Here is a 19,824-nt window from a genome sequence, read left to right on the forward strand (position 1 = left end):
CAGAATAACAAGGAGGCGATCACATAATCGATACCCTCCTTGTTTTTAGGAGAATGACATCCATACTGGAACTAGTATAAAAAAATCAACTACTCAGTAGCTTCAACACCCGCAAACAAGTACCCGTGCTTCGATTATCCTTTTGCGTAGTATTCCTTATAATTACACGTGTTCTTACAACGTCCGGTTGAAGGGGAAACACCGCAATGATTGGCCGATATGCACCCAGACACCATTCATCGAACAAATTGACTTCATGAAAGGTTAACCCGTCTAAGGAATACTCAAATATCCCTGTGTCCGGGCCGCATAGGAGCAGCAGCCCCGTACTTCTTCCTGAGGCAATGAACGAAAATTGTGCGTCCGGCTTGTCCGTATACAGATGCTTCAGGTCATATCGCCAGTTAATCAGCGGCTCCAGCTTAACATCTGTTATTTTAAAACCTTTCTGCTGCTCCACATGACTTACATCCAACATCGCTCCAAACTCATAATTCCTGACAATCAAAGGCTTTGGTATCGTCAATGAAGAGACGGTGCTCGTAACCGGCTGTGCAAGCACCTCCTCCAAAAAAGCCTGCACATACATCGCATACTGCGCATAACCAGCATCATTCGGATGGACTAAATCCGGAGCTAGCTCCTCCCAGCGTATTTCTCCCTTCTGGATCAACGCACGAATGCCTGCCGCCAGGTTAAGCGAAGGAAGCTCATAATGAGAGGCGACCTCCTCATGAACCGCTATGTTAAATGGACTTTCGACTGACAAGTTTTTATCCGCCGCCGTATAGACCAAACAAATATCAGCATGCGGGGATAAACGTCTGCATTGCCTGACTATCCCCTCCACCCCTCTAATCGACTCTTTGCGGTCTACCCCGTCATTGACGCTGAATTCCACAAACAACAAATCAATTTCACCATTCGCCATAACATGCTCCGCCATACGATGTGCACCAAAGGTGGAAGTCGTGCCTCCTACCCCAGCATTTATGCAGCTCACCGTTCCTTGCGGGTATCGTTTCTTCAAGTAGCTTCCCGTCAACGCCCGCCAGCTTGTCTCATCCGGCTCAGACGCGCCATAGCCCTCGGTAATTGAACCCCCTATAAAAGCGATAACAATAGGGTCAACTCCGGCAAGCTTACGAGCTATATTTGGTAATCCTCGCCGTACCTGAAAATACCTTCTGCCTTGTTCTTTATCCTGAATCATGTCGCTGCTCCTTCGCACCTAAATTAATCGGCCTGTTCCCTTTATCTGATCTCATACTTATTTGAACTACTATTTGAAATATTGTTTTTGATTCCTTTTTGCTCTTGGTACTGTTTTTGTTATTACTCATATTACTATTACTATTACTATTACTATTACTATTACTATTACTATTACTATTACTATTACTATTACTATTACTATTACTATTACTATTACTATTACTATTACTATTACTATTACTATTACTATTACTATTAAGATTGCCTTCCCTATTTCTGATCCCTCGCGTGATAGCTCTATCCTGCACATTTGCACTAACTTGGCTCTTATTTGTCCTTTAAACACACCTATGTTGTACCATTGTATTAACTTTGCCCATTCGGGGCTATTTCGACGTAAATGTAAGCACCTATATTGCACAAATTACAGGATACATACCTGATAGTGCACCATCTGGGCCTCTACGCTGCAAAAATACAACATAGCTACTTGTTGGGTGGGGCTACGGGCTAAAACTTTTAACTGAGATTAATTACTTTTATCCGTCGCCTGAGCCATTTACTCGAATTACTTACTAGATCAACTCACCTAGGCTGTTTACTGAGACTGTTTACTGAGTGCTGAGTGCTGAGAATGTTTACTAAGGCTACTCTCTGTCACTACACTCTAGTGGTATAATCCGATCCACCCCATCACTTCGGTAAAAATGGAAGAGAGCCCTCCCCCAGTTGCAGGAAGGCTCCCTTGCTCGTACTACTTCACCGATGCTGCTAAAATATCGCCAAATGCCCAGTGCGTTCCCGGTACATCCTTCCATGGAGATTGCGAGGCACTGCCCAGCTTGGCTCTGCCTAGCAGCTTGTTCATAATGCTCGTCGCTTCCGCGCGCGTAAGCTCGCCATTTGGCTTAAAGCTGCCATCGGCATAACCGCTAATGATGCCAGCTGCCTGCACGTTTAAAATGTCAGCTTTTGCCCAGTGGTCCGCAACATCCGTAAAGCCTGCTCCGGTTTTGTCTGAGCTGCCAATTAGCGTGGAGACCAGCTTCGCCATTTCACCGCGAGTAATGGACTTTGCTGCACCAAAGTTGCCATTTTCGTAACCCTTCATCAAGCCCATTTGGGTTACTTGCGAAATTGCTTCCTTTGCCCAATTCGATGCGTCAACGTCACCATATGCGATATCTGCCGAGACAGCCTCGCGAGAGACTAGACGGGATAAAATCGCCGCAATTTCGGCACGGGTTACTTTTTTATCCGGTTTAAAGGTACCATCCTCATAGCCATTCATATATGCAGAATCGAAAGACGATTCCGCCAAGCCTGGCACATGAATCAGCGCGAACAAGCTAAACCCGGTTACTGTAAATTGAAGTCCTTTGTCGCCCTTGTCATTAAACGTTACGACTTCGCCTTTCAACAGCTCCTTCGAGCCGTCGCTGTGCTCAATGTACACGCCTAGGTTCTTCCACTCCGACTCGGACAGCTTAACGTCCTTCAAAGGAAGGACAACTGTTACCGCCCCATGCTTTACGTTCGTTTCGATACTTACCGGGTAGCCGACTACTTCTGCACCTTTACTGCCTGCCACGAGCTTAATAACGGCTTCTTTACCCGCTCTGCCCGATACTTCCTTCGTCTTGGCCGCTTCCTTCACCGGTACAAAACGGAAGTAAAGACTATCCGAAAACCCTTCGAATAACGAGCTTGGCACCAAAACCTTGGCATGATCTGTCGCTATGCCCAAGCCCATTTTAGCTGCGGCCAGCTCTGCATTTGCTTCCTTTGGCAGTGTCACATTCGTTTGCGTAACCTCATCCTTTGCATCTGCTACGACAATGTTTACGGCTTGAGCTCCCGATGCACTTAAACCCTCCAGTGCTTTACGGACTTGTTCTGTCGTCATAGCTACCTCGTCGTGTTTCTTGCCGTCTGCTTGCGTGGTGCGCGTAATGACCGCTTTACCTAAACCCACATCAATGCTAATCGTCTCCTTTGCAGGAGGCGGAGTCGTAACTCCGCCAGGCGTAGAAGGTGAAGTTGATGCCGGCGTCGGGGTTGCCGATGGTTCCGTCGACGGTGATGTTGACGGTTCCGTTGACGGAGATACCGATGGCTCCGCTGATGGCGATGCTGTCGGTTCATCCGATGGCGTCGGAGTCGGCGATGGCAGTGTTGCTGCGTCTACAGTGAACCGCACGCCATCGACCAGCATGTAGTCGCCGGATTTTTTCACAACCTTCAGAGTGTGCTTGCCATTTGCCAAGCCTGAGATGCTGAATACGGCTTGCTGCGTAAGTCGATTTGCATAGTACGCGCTTACCGTATCCTCAAGCACGCCATCGATATAAACATCGATATCGCCTTGCAAGGCTGATTTTGGAGTAAGCAGCTCAACGCCTGTTCCGGTAAACGTAAACTCTACATAATCCCCATTCGCTTGAGTTCCATGCAAGTCATTCTGGAAATCGCCTTTATAGGCAATAGCCAAGCTTACTGCACCATCCGGTTGAGTAGCAAGGTATTCCTTTTTAATCGTAATGGCATTGCCCGCAATCGTATAATCGGTGCCCGCTGACAGAGCAGTGCCGCCATTCTTAATGCTCAGAAGATTGCTGCCATCAATGCTTAATGTCGTCGTAATATCCGATTGTGCCGTCTTATCGAAATCGGCTGCGTCAGGACTGATCATATCGGCTATTTTCACCTTCAATTGGTCGATAAGCATGTAGTACCCTGACTTTTTCACAGCTTTGATCGTATGTGTTCCATCGTTAAGCCCATCGATGCTGTATACTGTTTGCAGCACCTGTCTGTTCGCACTGTAAGTGCTCACTGTTTGCTTGTAGACGTTGTCCACATAAATATCGATATTGCCCTGTGCGGATTCCTTCTCTGTGATGAGCTCAATGCCGGTTCCTTTGAACGTGTATTCAAAATAGTCGTTGTTATTTTCCGTATAATGAACATCATCCTTGTAATCGCCAAGTCCGCGGTTGCGGCCGTGCTGCCACGCGCCTTTGTACGAAATCTCGCTATCGTCATTGTTGATCGCCACATAGCGGCCTCTGGACGTATCGCTAACCGCAATCGCCAGTGTTTGGTCAACACCCGCACTGAAGGTTAAGGTAAGATTCGTCATGCCGTTTGGCTTGCCTGCCAAATATTCCTTCTTGATCGTAAGCTGGCTGCCGGACACTAGGTAATCGTCGCCTGCTTGAAGCGCTGTCGCTCCATCGAAAATTCCTACCAAGCTGTTTCCGTTAAAGGTCACGTTCGTAGAAATATCTGCCTGTGCCCCAGCCTTTTTGTCAAAGCTAAGCGCCGATGGGATAATCGAGCTGCTTTCGCCCGTAGAATCGCTAACGGTAATCGTTAGTGTCTGCGACTCCCCTTGATCGAATGCAAAGGTCAGATTCGCGGTTCCGTTTGACAATGCTGCCAAATAAGACTTGTGAATCGTCACTACATCATCCGCAACGGAATACTGGCTGCCTTGAACTAGCGCTGTCGCGCCGTTCGTGATGCCGCTAAGCGTGTTTCCATTCAGTGTCAACGTCGTGGCAACATCGGCTTGCTCAGCCGCTTTTTTGTCAAAGCTAGCTGTTTTTGGTGTAATGTCGCTGTTCGTTGCTGATGAATCGCTAACGGCAATCGCAAGCGTCTGCGTTGCTCCACCGTTAAAAGCGAAAGTCAAGCTTGTTGTGCCAAGAGGCTGTGCGGCAAGATATTCCTTCTTAAGGACAACGGTGTTTCCCGCTGCCGTATAATCAGTACCAGCTGTCAACGCCGCCGCACCATTTGTTATGCTGCTTAGGCCGCTAACGTCGCCCGTAGTTGTTACCGAAAGATCCGCTTGCTGCTGCTGCGCCTTATCAAAGGCTGCGGTGCTTGCGCCGATTAAATCCGGTACGCTTACCCGCAGCTTATCCAACAGCATAAAGTAGCCGGATTTTTTGACTGCTTTAAGCGTGTGTGCTCCGTTTGTAAGTCCCGTAATGTTATAAACCGGCTGTTGCGCCATTCTGCCCAAATTATAAGTGCTTACCGTTTGCTTGAACTCATTGTCGATGTAAATGTCCATCTCGCCTTGAGATGGATCAAGCTCCGTGATGAACTCAATGCCCGTTCCAGTAAACGTATATTCAAAATAATCGTTGTTGTTGGCCTCAGCATAATGCACATCGTCCTTGTAATCGCCAAGTCCGCGGTTGTAGCTTCGGTTCCAGCCCCCTGTATAAACAATGGAGGAATCGTCGTCATTAATCGAGATGGAGCCGCCAATTGAGGTATCTCTTACGACCAACGATACTTTTTGCTCGGCTCCCGCGTTAAAGGTAAAGGTTAGCTTTGTCGTGCCTGTCTGCAGTGAAGCCAGAAAGGCTTGTTTAAGCGTAAGCTGGCTTCCGGATAAGGTATAATCCACCCCTTCCGTCAGTGCATTTCCCTCATGCGCAACACCCGTTAAGGCATTGCCCCTTAATGAAGTTGTCAGCGTAATATCGGCTTGTGCCGACGGCTTTTGGTCATAGCTGACCGTGGCTGGCGTCACGCCGCTATCGCGGACAGTCGTGTCGCTTACCGTCACCGCCAGGCTCTTCGATGCCCCGCCGCTGAACACAAAGGTCAGGTTTGTCAGCCCTACGGGCCTATTCGCCAAATATTCCTTTTTTATTGTAACCACATCATCAGTCACCGTATAATCCGTACCCTGAGTCAGCGTTACGCCGTTATTCGAAAGGCTGCTTAGCGTATTTCCGTTCAAGGTTACTGTGGTGGAGACGTCGGCTTGCTCCGATGTCTTCTTATTGAAGCTTGCCGTTGCCGGTGAAATCGTGCTGTTTTGCGCTGTGGTATCGCTTACATGGATCACTAAGTTTTGTTTGTCGCCTGCTAGCTCCTGCCCGCCGTTACGCGTCCATTCGCCATTGTATTTAAACCCGGTATCATCATCGTTAGCTGTAACCGTTCCATTCTGCGCCACGACCTTGAACAAGCGCGAGGCATGGGATGGCAGGTCAACCGAGCTGTAGCCTGTGTTAAAAATACCCAAGTCCTCGTGGCTCCAAAGATCGCGTACTGCAGCTGGACCTGTCAAGCCGATATCCGACCAGTTCACATTCACTGTCGCCGCCGAGCTGCCAAGGTTAAACAGCCCCACTGTATAGCTTCCGTCACCGTTATTCGCATACCATACCTGCTGCTCTGTCGCTGTCGAAACCGGATGTCCCGGCCGTCCTGCTTGGTTGACAGCAATAACCTCTTCGTTCGTTAACAGCTCCAGTCCGTATTCATCCAGATTGGTCATATCATTGCCGATGTACAGCTGTGCGGAAGAGATCGCCCAGAATGACATGGCCGAGCGACGCTCGTCCGGCGTAATGCCGTCCATCGCACCATTTCCGATATTGAGCGAGTCAAAATCATTCCAACCGCCCGGACCCGCATGACGCCAGAATTGCTCCGCTTTTGGGAACAATCTTGCAATGCTTGGCCACGTCGTTAAGCCGCCGTCGCCGCAATAGCACTCAATATCCCAGTCTACGCGCCAGCCGTTCGCATATTCTTTCCAATAATCAATGTATTTGATGTCAAGCGCCCAAGAAAGCTCAAGCCAGATCTTGTGCGGAGCTAGCGCCTGTGACCACGCTTTTACGTCATCGCGCGCATCTAGGGACAGATCGGAAATGCCTGATCCCGGCGTTACGCTGTCAAATTTCAGAAAGTCGATGCCCCATTCGCCATAAAGGTCCGCAATGGAATTAATATAGCTTTGGGCACAAGGCTGATTGAAATCGATTTTGTAGCCAAGACCCCAATAATCCGATTCCTGAATCGGCTGCGCAGCAATGTCCTGCATCGAGCAGCCTGGAGCGCCATAAATAGGCAAGTCCTGATCATACGCTTGCGGTGATAGGCCGGGAATGCCATATAACCCGATCTTTTGCCCATTGGCATGGACATAATCGATGACTTCTTGGAACCCGTTCGGGTACAAGGTCGTGCTCGGAATCGGTCTGCCGTAGCCGTCCATTCCGCCGTTCCAAGCTGCGTCAATATTAATATACTCGTAGCCGTAAGGCTGAAGCTTCTCATGCATGGCATCCGATTGCGCCTTAATGTTCGCTGCGGTAATCCACTGTCCATTTCCAGTAAACACCTGGAGGCTGTAGCTGCTCCAGCCCATGTATGGCTTTGCGGCCAAGCCGTTGTTAGCCGCCTCCGCTACGTTTGTCTTTGGCAGCACAATGCCCAGCTGGGCCGTCAACAAAACGATTACAAGCAGCCACAATCGTGTTTTCTTCATCATTTGCGTCATTATTTATCTCCTTTTTGTTGTAAAATAGGATCAGGTTTTTATCTCGCAATAAATAACCTGATCCTTTGAAATTGTCCTTATTTAAACGATTGGTCGTATGCTTTTTGCAAAATCTCCAAGTAACGGTTGATTTTCAGATCTTGCAAGCCTTTGACGTAAGCGTCCCAATCCTTCTCAAGGCTTTTGTTGCCCGTGATGAATTGAAGCGCGTTTTGCTCGATGTACGATTTGATATTCGTTTGTAGAATGCTCGCCTCGTCAACCTCGGCGTTATCGATCCAAATCGCCCAAAGCGGGAATAGCTCCTTCGGCTCGTGGCCTTGATACTGAAGCGTCGCTTGGTACAATCTGCGCTCGTAATTGGCAGAATCATAAATATCCGTGCCTTGAACCCAGCTGTCGCGGTATTCTCTCGGCATGTAGAAGTGAGCCGTTCCGCTCCAGCCTGCATTACGAGGAGCTTCGCCTTCAACCGCAGGAATCGTTGCAACCTTCGGCTCTACGCCTTCTCCAAGCGCAACTTCGCCTTCCTTCGGCTTTCTCCAGTCAATGCCTTCCATACCGGAAGCACTGTTCGTTTGTCCTTCTTCTGTGAACATGTAATCAACCAATTTAATAAGAGCAATTTGTTGTTCTTCCGAAGCCTTGTTCGTGATGACGAATTTCGCGCCAGGAGCAACGCCGCCGCCGTCATGAGTAGCGAACGAGCCATGCGGTCCTGTCAGCGGCGGTACTGGATTGTAATCCGCAGAGTTTTTGTTGCCTACATCGATATTAACGAAAATAGCAGGGTGCATGCCGGCTCCGGCGCCTAGAATTTGAGCGTCGCCGTTTTCGCCGATTTTTTTGAATGCTTCCGCGTTTTGCGCGAATGCGCCTGGATCAATCAAGCCCTCGTCGTACAGGGATTTGATATACGTTAAGCCCTCTTTCCATTCCGGCTTAAGCGCTGCCGACTCAACCTTGCCATTTGTCAGGTTCAGGTAGTTGCGGTCGTCGTCATAGACGAAGCCGTTCATGAGGAATGGAATGACGCGTACGCCAAAATCCTCCGTCGAACCGCTGAGCGGCACTTCGTCCGCAATGCCGTTGCCATTTGGATCTTGCGTTTTGAATGCTTTCAGAACCGCTTTGAATTCTTCCGGTGTTTTTGGCATTTCCAGCTGCAGCTTATCCAGCCACTTCGTATTGATCCACATTTTGTTCGGATAGGAACAGTGGAAGCACTGGCTGTAAGCGACAAGACCGTAGATATTGCCATCCGGCGCTGTGTTAAACGCTTTCAAATCAGAATCTTTTTCCATCGCTGCTTTGATGTTAGGAGCATACTTCTCAATAAGATCATTCAGAGGCACCAACACCCCTTGCTTGCCATACTTCACTACGTCAGCTTGCGTAAACTGATCGATATAACCCGGCAGCATGTAGGCATCCGGATAATCGCCGCTTGCCAGTGAAATCTGGCGTTTTTCCTTCGCGCCATCCGGCGGCGTCGATTCAAACTTCAGCTTAATGTTGAATTTTTCTTCAACGAATTTGGTAAATTTGTTCGTAGGCAGGTCAATGTTCGACTCCTGTACGGCAAAAATGCTAACCTCTACCGGTGCGGTTGATCCCGTCTCTTCCGTTTGAGGCTTGTTTGTTGCAGCATTGGAAGGCTTGTTATCTGTCGAGCAAGCGCCAAGCACCACGCTGGTCATCATAACGATTGCCAACAAGCTTACTAGTCTCTTTTTCAATTGAATTCGCTCCCTTTTCGATTTATGGTGGGTCAACCTTAACTGGTCTATCGCTTACGCTACATACCTACCACCTCCTCTCTTAGCTGTTTTCCCGTATCGCTCCCTGCGGCTCATTAGCCTTTGACGGAACCGACCAGCATCCCTTGTACGAAGTAACGCTGCACGAAAGGATACATAATCAGGACAGGCAGCGTAGCTACAACGATTAGCGAGTATTTCAACAGCTCTGACAGCTGCTGTCTCTCCACCTGCTTAAGCGCATCGGTAACGCTTGCGCTATTGTTCATAATGATGATGCTGCGCAATACCAGCTGAAGCGGAAACAGATTAGACGATTTCAAATAAATAAGGGCATCAAAGTAGGCATTCCATTGTCCGACGCCATACATCAAGAAAAGCACGGCGAGAATGGGCTTGGATAACGGAAGAACAACGCTTTGCATAAACCGGATATCGCTGCAGCCATCGATCTCGCTTGCTTCGAACAGCTCATCCGGAATCGAGTTCTGGAAGAAGGATCTTGCAATAATCACCTGCCATACCCAGACGGCATTCGGAATGAGCAGCGCCCACCGCGAATCGATCATGCCAAACTCCTTGACGACCATATACGTCGGAATTAAGCCGCCGCTAAAGAGCATGGTGAAGGTAATGAGCATCATGATGACGGTCCGGCCAAAAAATGATTTTCGCGACATCGGATACGCAATCATGACGGTAAGCACGACGCTGATCATCGTCCCTGCTACCGTGTAGAACAAGGAATTGCCGTAACCCTGCATAATCTGCGGCGTATCGAACAACACCTTGAAGCCCTTGAAGGAAATATCGACGGGCCACAGCCAGACGCGGCCTGACGTAACCGCAGACGGGCTGCTGATCGAGCTGCTAAGAATGTAAATGAGCGGATAGATGACCGCGATCAGAACCAGCGTCAGAATGGTGTAAATGACAATCATGAATATCCGATCGCCCATCGAATCTTTGATGGTCTGTCTCTTTGGTGTCTGCATTGCTATTTTTGCCGATGCCATAGGCGCACTCCCCTTTACCAAATGCTTGATTTCGTGAACCGTTTGGCCAAGCCATTGACCGTAAACAATAACACGAGATTAATTAATGAGTTGAACAAGCCGACTGCCGTAGCGAAGCTGTAATTCGCGTTTAGAAGCCCTATTTTGTAAACGTAAGTCGCGATAATTTCGGAATTGACGATGTTGAGCTGATTTTGCAGCAAATAAATTTTCTCGAAGCCAATCGCCATGACACTGCCTACATTAAGAATTAGGATGATGGTGATCGTTGGCAAAATGCCAGGCAAATCGACGTGGACAATCTTCTGGAAGCGCGACGCTCCGTCCACCTTCGCAGCCTCGTAAAGCGTCGGATCAATGCCCGATAGAGCGGCCAAATAAATGACTGCGGAGTAGCCTGCCGTCTGCCAAATATCCGACCACACGTAGATGGAGCGGAACATGCTCGCCTCACCCAGGAAATTAACCGAATCGAAGCCGAAATAATTGAGCGCTACATTGGCAAATCCAAGCCTTGGCGCGAGGAACAGCATAATAATCGACACCATAACGACCGTGGATATGAAATAAGGCGCGAAGGTCACAAGCTGGACAAGCCGCTTAAAGCGTCCGTTGCGGATTTCATTGAGCATCAAAGCGAGCAGGATCGGAATCGGAAATCCGGCCAGCAGCAAATATCCGCTCACTAATATCGTATTTTTGGCAAGCGTCCAGAACATCGGATTATCGAAGAACAGCTGAAAGTTCTTAAAGCCGACCCACGGGCTTCCCCAGATGCCCTTAATCACGTTGTAATCCTTAAATGCGAGAACCGCGTTTAGCATCGGATAATATTTAAAGATTAGAAAAAACAGCACAGGCGGTATGACAATCAGGTACAGCTGCCAATGCTTTTTGAAGCTGATTACCGCTTCGTCTGCGAGGCTCCGTTTACCCTTTTTGTTTAACGTCTTGTTATTCAGTACAATTTCTTTTTCCAGAACAATCCCCCCTAAGTAGCTGGCCCCAGATGTATGGTAGCGCTTTCTATACGACTGATCATAGTAGAAAAAGACCACTTCCCAACAGGTACATTTGGGTATTTTAACGTACAAAATCGGCGATTTAAGGGGGGGCAAATCACCGTTCTGGCGTACATTTCCCGTTTTCGCGCGGTGCTGCCGGGCAACCATGCACAAAAAACAGAGGTTATTCCAACAAGCCATAAGCTGCTTGTTGGAATAACCTCTGTTTGATTAAAAAGATGCTTGGTCGCTATCTTTGTGGTAAGGGCATAGTTTACATTTATCGTTTTATTTATCCGTGCCCAGCGATTGATCATAAACAGCTTGCATGATCTCAACGTAACGATCCACCTGCATGCCGCGGAGCCCGAGCACGTAATTATCCCAATCCTTGTCCAGCTCCAAATTGCCAGTGATGAATTGAATCATGCTTTGGTCAATGTAATTGGTAAGATTCGTCTGGAGTATGCCCGCCTCATCCGCTTCTTCCGGGTCCATCCACATCTTCCACATGGGATAAAGCTCCTTCGGCTCATGCCCCTCATACAGCAGCGTCGCATCGCGAAGGCGGCGCTCGTAACCGTCAGTGGCATAGATGTCGGGGCTCGCCACCCAGCTCTCGCGATACTCCCTTGGCATATAGAAATGCGCCATCCCGCTCCAGCCGGAATTCGTCGGCTTCGCATTCTCTATCGGGATAAGATTGGAGAACTTAGGTTCAAGCCTCTCGTCCAGCGCTTTTTCTCCAGCCTGAGGCTTCCTCCAGCCTACTCCTTCAAGTCCGGCTTGCGCCATCGTTTGGCCTTCGGGCGTATACATATAATCCACCATCTTAATTAACGCAATTTGCGCCTCAGCGCTCGCTCTATTCGTAATAACAAACTTCGCACCCGGCTGTATGCCCGAGCTCTCAAAAGTAGCATAAGAAGCATACGGCCCGGTTAACGGCGGCAGCGGTGCATAATCCCTGGTCCGCTCGCTTACAAAAATAGCGGGATGCATGGCAGCGGCAGCCCCAAGGATAACCTCTGCCGAATTGTCCCCCATTTTTTTGAGTGCCTCTGCATTTTGAATGAAAGCCCCCGGATCGATTAATCCCTCGTCATAAAGCGATTTAATGAAGGCGATGCCTTCCTTCCACTGGGGCTTATCGGCCACCGTATCCACTTTGCCATTGGACATGAACAAATATTGGCGGTCGTCATCGTAAATAAAACCGTTCATCAGGTAAGGCATAATATGAACGCCAAAATCTTCGATGGAGCCGGTAAGCGGAACCTCGTCTGGAAGCCCGTTGCCATTGGGATCCTCTTGTTTAAAGGCTTCGAGCATCGCTTTAAACTCCGCTGTCGTACGGGGCATTTCAAGCCCTAACTTATCCAGCCAGCTCGTATTGACCCACATCTTGTTCGGATAGGAGCAATGAAAGCATTCGCTGTATGCGACAAGACCATAGATTTTACCGTCAGGGGCCGTATTGAAAGCTTTCAGAACGGGGTCCTTCTCCATAGCTGCCTTAATGTTTGGCGCATATTGCTCAATAAGCTCGTTGAGCGGGAGAAAAACGCCCTGCTTGCCATATTTCAGCACATCGGACTGCGAGAACTGATCAATATACGACGTCAAAATATATGCATCCGGAAAATCTCCGCTAGCCAGTGAAATTTGCCGCTTCTCTCTGGCCCCATCCATGGAAACAACGTCCCAGTCGAAGGCTGCGTTAAATTTCTCCTCCAGAAATCTGCTAAAATCATTTGTTTTTAAATCAATGCCCAAATCCTGTTGGGCAAAAACACTGATCTCCACCGGCTTATCCGAAGAGGCCCGCGCTTTGCCTGTCCCTTGGGCCACTTCGGTTTCTGCCGCTCCGTTACTCTGCGAGCATGCGGATAACAGCAAGCCAAAGAACGTGACAAGCACCACTAGGCCAACCGTTGCTCTCTTCAACCTGATCCTCTCCTTACGCGTTAAAAAACGATTGTCTATATTTTGATCGATTGCCGATAAGAGCTTGGTGCGACTCCCATCACCCGTTTGAATGCCCGGCGGAAGGAGTGGGAGCTGTTGTACCCGACACGAGCCGCAATTTCGTCGACCGTACAGGCATTGCTCTTTAATAGGTCGGAAGCTTTCTCAATGCGAATCATCTCCAAATAATCAGATACGTTCGTGTCCGTTACTTCCTTGAACAATTGAGAAATATATTTCTCCGGCCGCTCTACCTTCTCGGCAATGCGGTAAAGAGTTAGCTCCGAATCGCTATAGGCTTCGGCTATGAATTGCTTGATCTCCTCGACCATTTGAATATGGGCATGGTTTTTCTTGCTATTGATGACACCGCATAGCGCATCCACGATCGCCATAATCTCATCCTGAATGACAGAGATTGCATTGGAAGCCTGAATGCTAATGATTTGATTTTTCAACGCATGCAGCAGCTCTGATTCCATAAAAGCCTTCTGATCGAGAAGCTTGAGCAGCGTGCCCTTCAGCTCGCCTACCAGCTGCTGCTTCATCTCGGCGGAGAGCTGCTGGTTTTCCGTATTTTTCTCCATGACCGACAAGACCATACGCCTTGCTTCTTCCGGATCACCGGCACGGATCGTACTGATCAGGCGCTGCTCGATATCCATCGGATAATAATACGTTGCCGTTTCAAGTCTCGAATCGTTGAACCATATGATGCTTTTTTTGCTGTTATATTCAGCATATTCCATCGACTGCTTCGCCTGCTCGTAAGAGTGGCTGGCATCGATCATGGCATAGAAGGAACCGCCGAATGCGGCAGTAATTGATATTTTGTACTCGCTGTATGCCATATCAGAAAGCTTCTCGAGCGTATCATTCATACGTTCTTTCGCCGACTCGCAGCCGTTCTCCTCCGTTAGAGCGGTAAGAATAATAACAATCCGGTCCGATCCCAGATCTGTCATATGAAGCTGACCGTCGAGCTCAGAGAGATTCTGCTTCAAAATCAGCCGAGCCGCATACAGCTCATTCAAGATTTCCACGCTGTCCATGCCGGAATACCCGTTAATTTGCAAAATGCCAACGAAGCCTTCACTCGAGTCAAACGTCGTATCCGCCTGTACGGCGGCAGCTGTAATTTCATCTACCGTCTGGAACTCCCCGGCTACGAGACGCTTCAGAAATCCATCCCTGACCAACGGCAGCTGCCGTTTTAATTCATTTTCGAGAAGGCGGTTGCTCGTTATAATATTAGAAATATTACCTTGCAGAAAGTCATATTCATTGCGCACGGCAACGCCATCCTTGCCAAACTGCTCCTTCATAACGGAGAGAAGGCGGTTAATCGGCGCACTGTTCCGGTAGGAGAGAAGCAGCCCGACCAGCAATCCAAGCAGCAACGCTGCACCTGTAACGAGCCAAGTAATATGCTTAATTTGATTCGCATTTTCCATCAGCACCAGCTTCGGAATCCCCGCACGGTAAATCCAGCCATTTTTTTTGGAGTGAATCGTAATGACTAGATCGTCGTTATAGAACTGGCTGACCTTATCTGGCAGCAGGCGGGCATCCGAGGTCAGCTTTCGGGCATCCTCTTCATTAATCCCGCGCAGACCAACGGTATTTCCATTCGCGTCGCTGATATGAGCCCATCCGCCATAGCGGTCTTCAAGTCCGGCGAGCAGGCTGGAAATGTTCTCTTCATCTATCATAACAACTACGGTAGCCGGCGATGAGCCGCTAAAGCTGTCAAGCGGAAGCGACTGCATATACGTGACTACTGAGGTCTGTCTGGCATTGCTCATAAACGGGGTTAAGGGCTTAATTTCACTGCGATGGGTTTGGTTCAGTATCGTGCTCTTCCACTGCTCCAGCGTCAGGTCATTGTAGCGGAAATTTTGATAATAGTGCTCCGGCCGGAAATAGGCGGACCCCTGCGTAAAGATAACATCGTAATTATTTAAGTAGATAAAATAGTTCTGCAAAAAGTCATTCGTCTGGCTAAACGGCGTTACCTGCCTAACCAAGCTCCAGATTCCGTACACGTTGACTAAATCGTCGTTTTTCTTCTCGTTCATTAATTTGTTCAAGTCGGGATTCAGCGCCAGCTGGCGGGTAAAGCCCTCCACCTCGTCCATCCGTCTCTCCAAAATTTCCTGGCTTCGCTGCAGCTGCGTCACGCTATTCTCAATCGAGATGGATTCCGTTACCGAGATGGAAGTACGATAGGACACGAAACCGGCAATGCTGGGTATGATCAAAATGATTAGATAAGAAACAAGAAATTTGCGAAATATAGTCGAGTATTTTGGCACGGTCAACCCACCTCTCTCTAAATAATAGCGCTTACATTACACCAATAACATATACTCTCCCCTAAAAATAACTTCGCTCATTCATAATACCCTACTCACGCGAAAAGACAACTACTATTCTAAAATGAGTAGTTGTCCGTTCCGTTTTGATTGCTTAAGATCTGGCTTCCACTTGCCCTTGTATAACATTCAGTTGCTGGTCCAACGTGTACATCTGCCCCGGGGAAAGCGTGATCGATACCGCCTGGTCTCCCCGTCTTATAATCGTATTCCCTTCAGAGAAAGCTCTTATGGTCGCTTCCACCAATGCCCCATTCTCCCACCGAACATCGACCTCCGCGTTGCCTTTGGCACGCAAGCCTTGGAACGAGCCTGCAGGCCATGCGCTTGGAAGCGCAGGAAGCAGGTTTATTTCTCCTGTGCTGCTCTGCAGGAGCAGGTCGGCAACCGCAGCGGTTCCGCCATAATTGCCGTCAATAACGAAGATATTCGTCTCCGCGCCCGCAACGCCGGCCTTGGAGTATGTCAGTAGGTTATCGAAGCACAGCTCGCCGATTAAATGGGTAATATGTTTAAGTGCGCGATCCCCCTCGTATAGCCTCGAGAACCCCGTTGCGAACAGCACTGCCGTAAATTCAATATCCTCAAGCTCATCGGTTTGCATCCGGCCGAGCAGCGTTTGCTTCACCGCAGCACTTAGCTCCGGCGTCGCCAGCGGTGTAATCTGGCTGCTCGGATACAAAGCGTACGTATGCGACAAATGGCGGTGCTCCGGCTGCGCTTCCTCGTAATCCTCCAGCCATTCCTGCAGTTGGCCGCGCTTGCCGACCATCAGCGGCGGGAGCAGCGCTATCGCGTGCTTCAGCTTCTTCTGCAGCTCCAAATCGGTTTGCAGCAGCTCGGCTGCCTCAAGGCAGAACGTGAACAAATCCCTTACCAGCTGCTGGTCCAGTGTGGAGCCCATCGAGAGCTGCTGGGCGCCTTCCTCCGGTTTACCAGTGTAGAAGCTGTTCTCCGGCGAGTTGGACGGCCCTGTGACAAGCCAGCCCAAGTCTGGATGCACGGCCATGTAATCTAGGAAAAACGCTGCCGATTCCTTCAGCACCGGATAGGCCTGCTTCGTCAGAAAGGAACGGTCCAAGCCGTATTCATAATGCTCCTTCAGATGGGTGGCAATCCATAATCCGCCCGTCACATTAAGTCCCCAGCCCGTTTCCCAGCCGGGAGCGGCAAAGCCCCATGCGTTGGAGAACACATGCGTCACCCAGCCTTCGCAGCCGTAGAAATCCTGCGCTGCCAGCCTCCCCGCCACGGACAAGCGTTCGATGTAATTCATTAACGGTACATGGCATTCCGCCAAATTGGCAATTTCGGTCGGATAATAATTCATTTGCGTGTTTATGTCCAAATGGTAGTCGCAGCTCCAGGCCATCCGGTTCGCTTCTCCATCATTCCATAAGCCTTGCAAATGCAGCGGCAGCGGCGAGTCCTCGCGCGTGCCTGCAATCGTCAAATAACGTCCATATTGGAAAAATAAAACGATTAAGCCAGGGTCCTCATGTTTTCCCGACCGCAGCCGTAAAATGCGCTCATCCGTCGGAATATCGTCGCTATCCGAAGCCTCCAGCTGGATGGATGCCCGGCCGTAAAGTTCGCGATAGTCCGCAATATGCTCTTGCTTTAGGATTTCATAACCTTTATCTGCTGCTGCCTTGATCTGACTGTCGCCTGCTGTTCGCCAATGGCTATCAACTTGGCCATAATCCGTATTCACGGCAAAATAAATGACCGCTTCGTCCGCATGGGATACCAAAATTCCATCAGCCGTGCTTTGCACGCTGCCGCCTTTGGCGACGATCTTGATTCTGCCCTCGCAAAATACGCCGCAAGTCCCGTCACTATGAATATCCTCCGTCGCCTGTCCTTGAAAAACAACCGTATCGCCTTCCAAGGATACGGATGTGAACGAGTTCGTTCGTCCCGTCACGCTTAGCGCAAACGAAACGGAGCCTGCCTGGCTGCCGCTGATGCGTGATACAACGACGCCATCCGCATGCGTAGCGAACGTTTCGCGCCTCATTTGTCCACCAGCCGTCTGATAGGATACCTGCGCGAGCGCATCCTCTAAACTCAGCTCGCGCACGAGCTGCTCACCCGACTGATCAAAACGCAGAATAACGTCGCATACGGAGAGATTCGTGCCGAAGTTGCCCTTTTTGGGCTGCAGAGCTAGCTTGGCAAGCCTGTCACCCTCATGGAAATCCCCTTGAAAAAACGACTCCCGCATCCGCTCCAAATCCGCCTTGCCGCCGCCGCTTCCTTGAATACGCTCTGTTTTCCCCGACCAATACGTAATTTCCGTCATGCTCCACGTTTCTTGCCCAATTCCCCCATGAATAACAGCGCCAATTCTGCCATTCCCGATCGGCAGCCCTTGCTTCCAGCTCTCCGCAGGGCCCGAATACCAAAGCCTTGAACGATTCATGCCGTGACCAACTCCCAGCTGTTAGTTTGTGTATGCCTCGCTGACAAGCCGATTCGTCAGGCTGCCGAGCTTCTCAATTTCGATTGTTACGATATCCCCGTCTTTCAAATAAACCCGCTTCTCCTCCGGATAACCAAGCACAACGCCCTCAGGAGTGCCGGTCAAAATAATATCGCCTGGCTCCAGCGTCATATGCTGCGAAATATAGCTGACGACCTCATCGCATGCAAAAATCATATCGGAGGTGTTCGAATGCTGGCGCACTTCTCCGTTCACGATACATTTAATTTCCAGCTCATTTGGGTCTCCGACCTCGTCCGCCGTAACCAAATAAGGGCCAAGCGGGCTGAAATCGTCGCAGCTTTTGCCAAGCAGCCACTGCTGCGTCCTCATCTGAAGATCACGCGCCGACAAATCATTGACATTGCAATAGCCGAATACATGGCCGAGTGCAGCTTCCTTGCTTACATACTTGGCCTTTTGCCCCATTACGATAACTAGTTCGGCCTCGTAATCCACCTGTGAGGTTACCCTCTCTGGCAGCGAAATCTCTTTCCCATGGCCCGTCAGCGTGTTGTTAAATTTATTGAACAGGATGGGATATTGAGGGATGGGCGCGTTCGTCTCAACCGCATGTTTCCTATAATTCAAGCCTACGCAAATGATTTTGTTGGGCCTCGTCACGCATGGCCCGAACTGTACGGTCGCTTCATCCAGAAGCGCAGCCTCTGAGAGCTCCGCCGATCCCAGCACCTGATCCACATACGCTGCCAAGGCGTCGAGGCTCTTCTTTCCGCCTTCGATTAAAGCCATCACGTCTACAGGCACATCCGCGTTAGGCAGACGCTCCAGCGCCGATTCTATATCAATAATGCCTTCGTTAACCTTGACTCCCAGTCTGTTTTGACCGCCTTGCTCTATCGTTACCAGCTTCATCTCTACCTACCATCCCTTCGATTTGTCAGTTAAGCGTCCTTGCCGAACACAACGCCGCCATCGATATATAACGGCGAACCCATCATAAAAGAGGATTCATCGGAAGCGAGGAACAACACCGCGTTCGCCACGTCCGCCGGTCTGCCCAGCTCGCCGCTCAGCTGCCTTGTCTTAATGGCTGCAATCGCAAGCTCCGGGTCCTCGTAAGAGCTTTGCAAATATTGTTCCACGAACGGCGTCATGATCGTTCCCGGCAGCACCGCATTGACTCTAATATTATATTTGGCATAATCGACCTGCATGGACTTCGTTAAAGCAAGCACCGCGCCTTTGGTAGCGGAATAGGAGGCTCTGCGCGCAAGGCCGATCTCGGCGATGCACGAAGACATGTTGATGATGTTTCCTGCTTTTCTCTCCATCATATAAGGGATAACATATTTCGACGGCAGGAATACGCCGCGTAGATTAATCTGAATGACCCGGTCCCACGCTTCCGGCTCAATCTCGTGAATGGCCCCAACACCGCTAATGCCGGCATTATTGAACAAAATATCAATACGGCCGTAAGCCTGAATGGCCGCCTCGACCATTAAGCGGACGGATTCCGTGTCGGTCACGTCCGCGTGCAGGAACAACGCGCTTCCGCCCTCCGCTTGAATGCTTTGCTCCGTCTCCCGCCCTTTGGCCGCATCAATGTCGTTTATAATCACAGTCGCGCCTTCTCTGACGAACAGCTCGGCCGTTGTTTTCCCAATGCCTGATCCGCCCCCGGTAATAAGAGCGATTTTACCCTGCAGTCTCATCAG

Annotated in this window: 10 protein-coding genes; all 10 read right to left on the reverse strand. The window is 49.6% G+C overall.

Going from position 1 to position 19,824, the window contains the following annotated elements; translation table 11 throughout:
• Positions 1-85 precede the first annotated feature (85 nt).
• Complete coding sequence (locus E0496_RS20410; protein WP_141503677.1) at positions 86-1,213, reverse strand: SGNH/GDSL hydrolase family protein; 1,128 nt, start codon at positions 1,211-1,213, stop codon at positions 86-88.
• Positions 1,214-1,969: 756 nt separating this feature from the next.
• Positions 1,970-7,534 (reverse strand): X2-like carbohydrate binding domain-containing protein, encoded by a 5,565-nt coding sequence (locus E0496_RS20420; RefSeq protein ID WP_141503678.1) that lies wholly within the window; start codon positions 7,532-7,534, stop codon positions 1,970-1,972.
• A 77-nt stretch (positions 7,535-7,611) separates the two neighbouring features.
• Positions 7,612-9,273, reverse strand: a complete 1,662-nt coding sequence (locus tag E0496_RS20425) for an extracellular solute-binding protein (RefSeq protein ID WP_421924331.1) — start codon at positions 9,271-9,273, stop codon at positions 7,612-7,614.
• 116 nt (positions 9,274-9,389) lie between these two features.
• Entirely contained in the window at positions 9,390-10,310 is a 921-nt protein-coding gene (locus E0496_RS20430; protein ID WP_139993348.1) for a carbohydrate ABC transporter permease, read from the reverse strand.
• Between the two features lie 14 nt (positions 10,311-10,324).
• Entirely contained in the window at positions 10,325-11,482 is a 1,158-nt protein-coding gene (locus tag E0496_RS20435) for an ABC transporter permease (RefSeq protein ID WP_338325868.1), read from the reverse strand.
• A gap of 120 nt (positions 11,483-11,602) precedes the next feature.
• A complete protein-coding gene (locus E0496_RS20440; protein ID WP_141503679.1) occupies positions 11,603-13,261 on the reverse strand; it encodes a type 2 periplasmic-binding domain-containing protein in 1,659 nt (552 codons plus the stop codon).
• A gap of 35 nt (positions 13,262-13,296) precedes the next feature.
• A complete protein-coding gene (locus E0496_RS20445; RefSeq protein WP_141503680.1) occupies positions 13,297-15,597 on the reverse strand; it encodes an AraC family transcriptional regulator in 2,301 nt (766 codons plus the stop codon).
• 154 nt (positions 15,598-15,751) lie between these two features.
• Positions 15,752-18,082, reverse strand: a complete 2,331-nt coding sequence (locus tag E0496_RS20450; protein ID WP_141503681.1) for a glycoside hydrolase family 95 protein — start codon at positions 18,080-18,082, stop codon at positions 15,752-15,754.
• A 21-nt stretch (positions 18,083-18,103) separates the two neighbouring features.
• Entirely contained in the window at positions 18,104-19,018 is a 915-nt protein-coding gene (locus E0496_RS20455; protein ID WP_141503682.1) for a fumarylacetoacetate hydrolase family protein, read from the reverse strand.
• Positions 19,019-19,047: 29 nt separating this feature from the next.
• Positions 19,048-19,821, reverse strand: a complete 774-nt coding sequence (locus E0496_RS20460; RefSeq protein WP_141503683.1) for an SDR family NAD(P)-dependent oxidoreductase — start codon at positions 19,819-19,821, stop codon at positions 19,048-19,050.
• Positions 19,822-19,824 lie beyond the last annotated feature (3 nt).

The sequence above is a fragment of the Paenibacillus luteus genome (assembly GCF_006542765.1).
Lineage (GTDB): Bacteria > Bacillota > Bacilli > Paenibacillales > Paenibacillaceae > Pristimantibacillus > Pristimantibacillus luteus.

Bases quoted from the DNA above. Each gene is read 5' to 3' on its own strand.
- E0496_RS20460 (WP_141503683.1), bottom strand. From the start codon at position 19,821: ATGAGACTGCAGGGTAAAATCGCTCTTATTACCGGGGGCGGATCAGGC.
- E0496_RS20435 (WP_338325868.1), bottom strand. From the start codon at position 11,482: ATGGTTGCCCGGCAGCACCGCGCGAAAACGGGAAATGTACGCCAGAAC.
- E0496_RS20450 (WP_141503681.1), bottom strand. From the start codon at position 18,082: ATGAATCGTTCAAGGCTTTGGTATTCGGGCCCTGCGGAGAGCTGGAAG.
- E0496_RS20455 (WP_141503682.1), bottom strand. From the start codon at position 19,018: ATGAAGCTGGTAACGATAGAGCAAGGCGGTCAAAACAGACTGGGAGTC.
- E0496_RS20430 (WP_139993348.1), bottom strand. From the start codon at position 10,310: ATGGCATCGGCAAAAATAGCAATGCAGACACCAAAGAGACAGACCATC.
- E0496_RS20420 (WP_141503678.1), bottom strand. From the start codon at position 7,534: ATGACGCAAATGATGAAGAAAACACGATTGTGGCTGCTTGTAATCGTT.
- E0496_RS20410 (WP_141503677.1), bottom strand. From the start codon at position 1,213: ATGATTCAGGATAAAGAACAAGGCAGAAGGTATTTTCAGGTACGGCGA.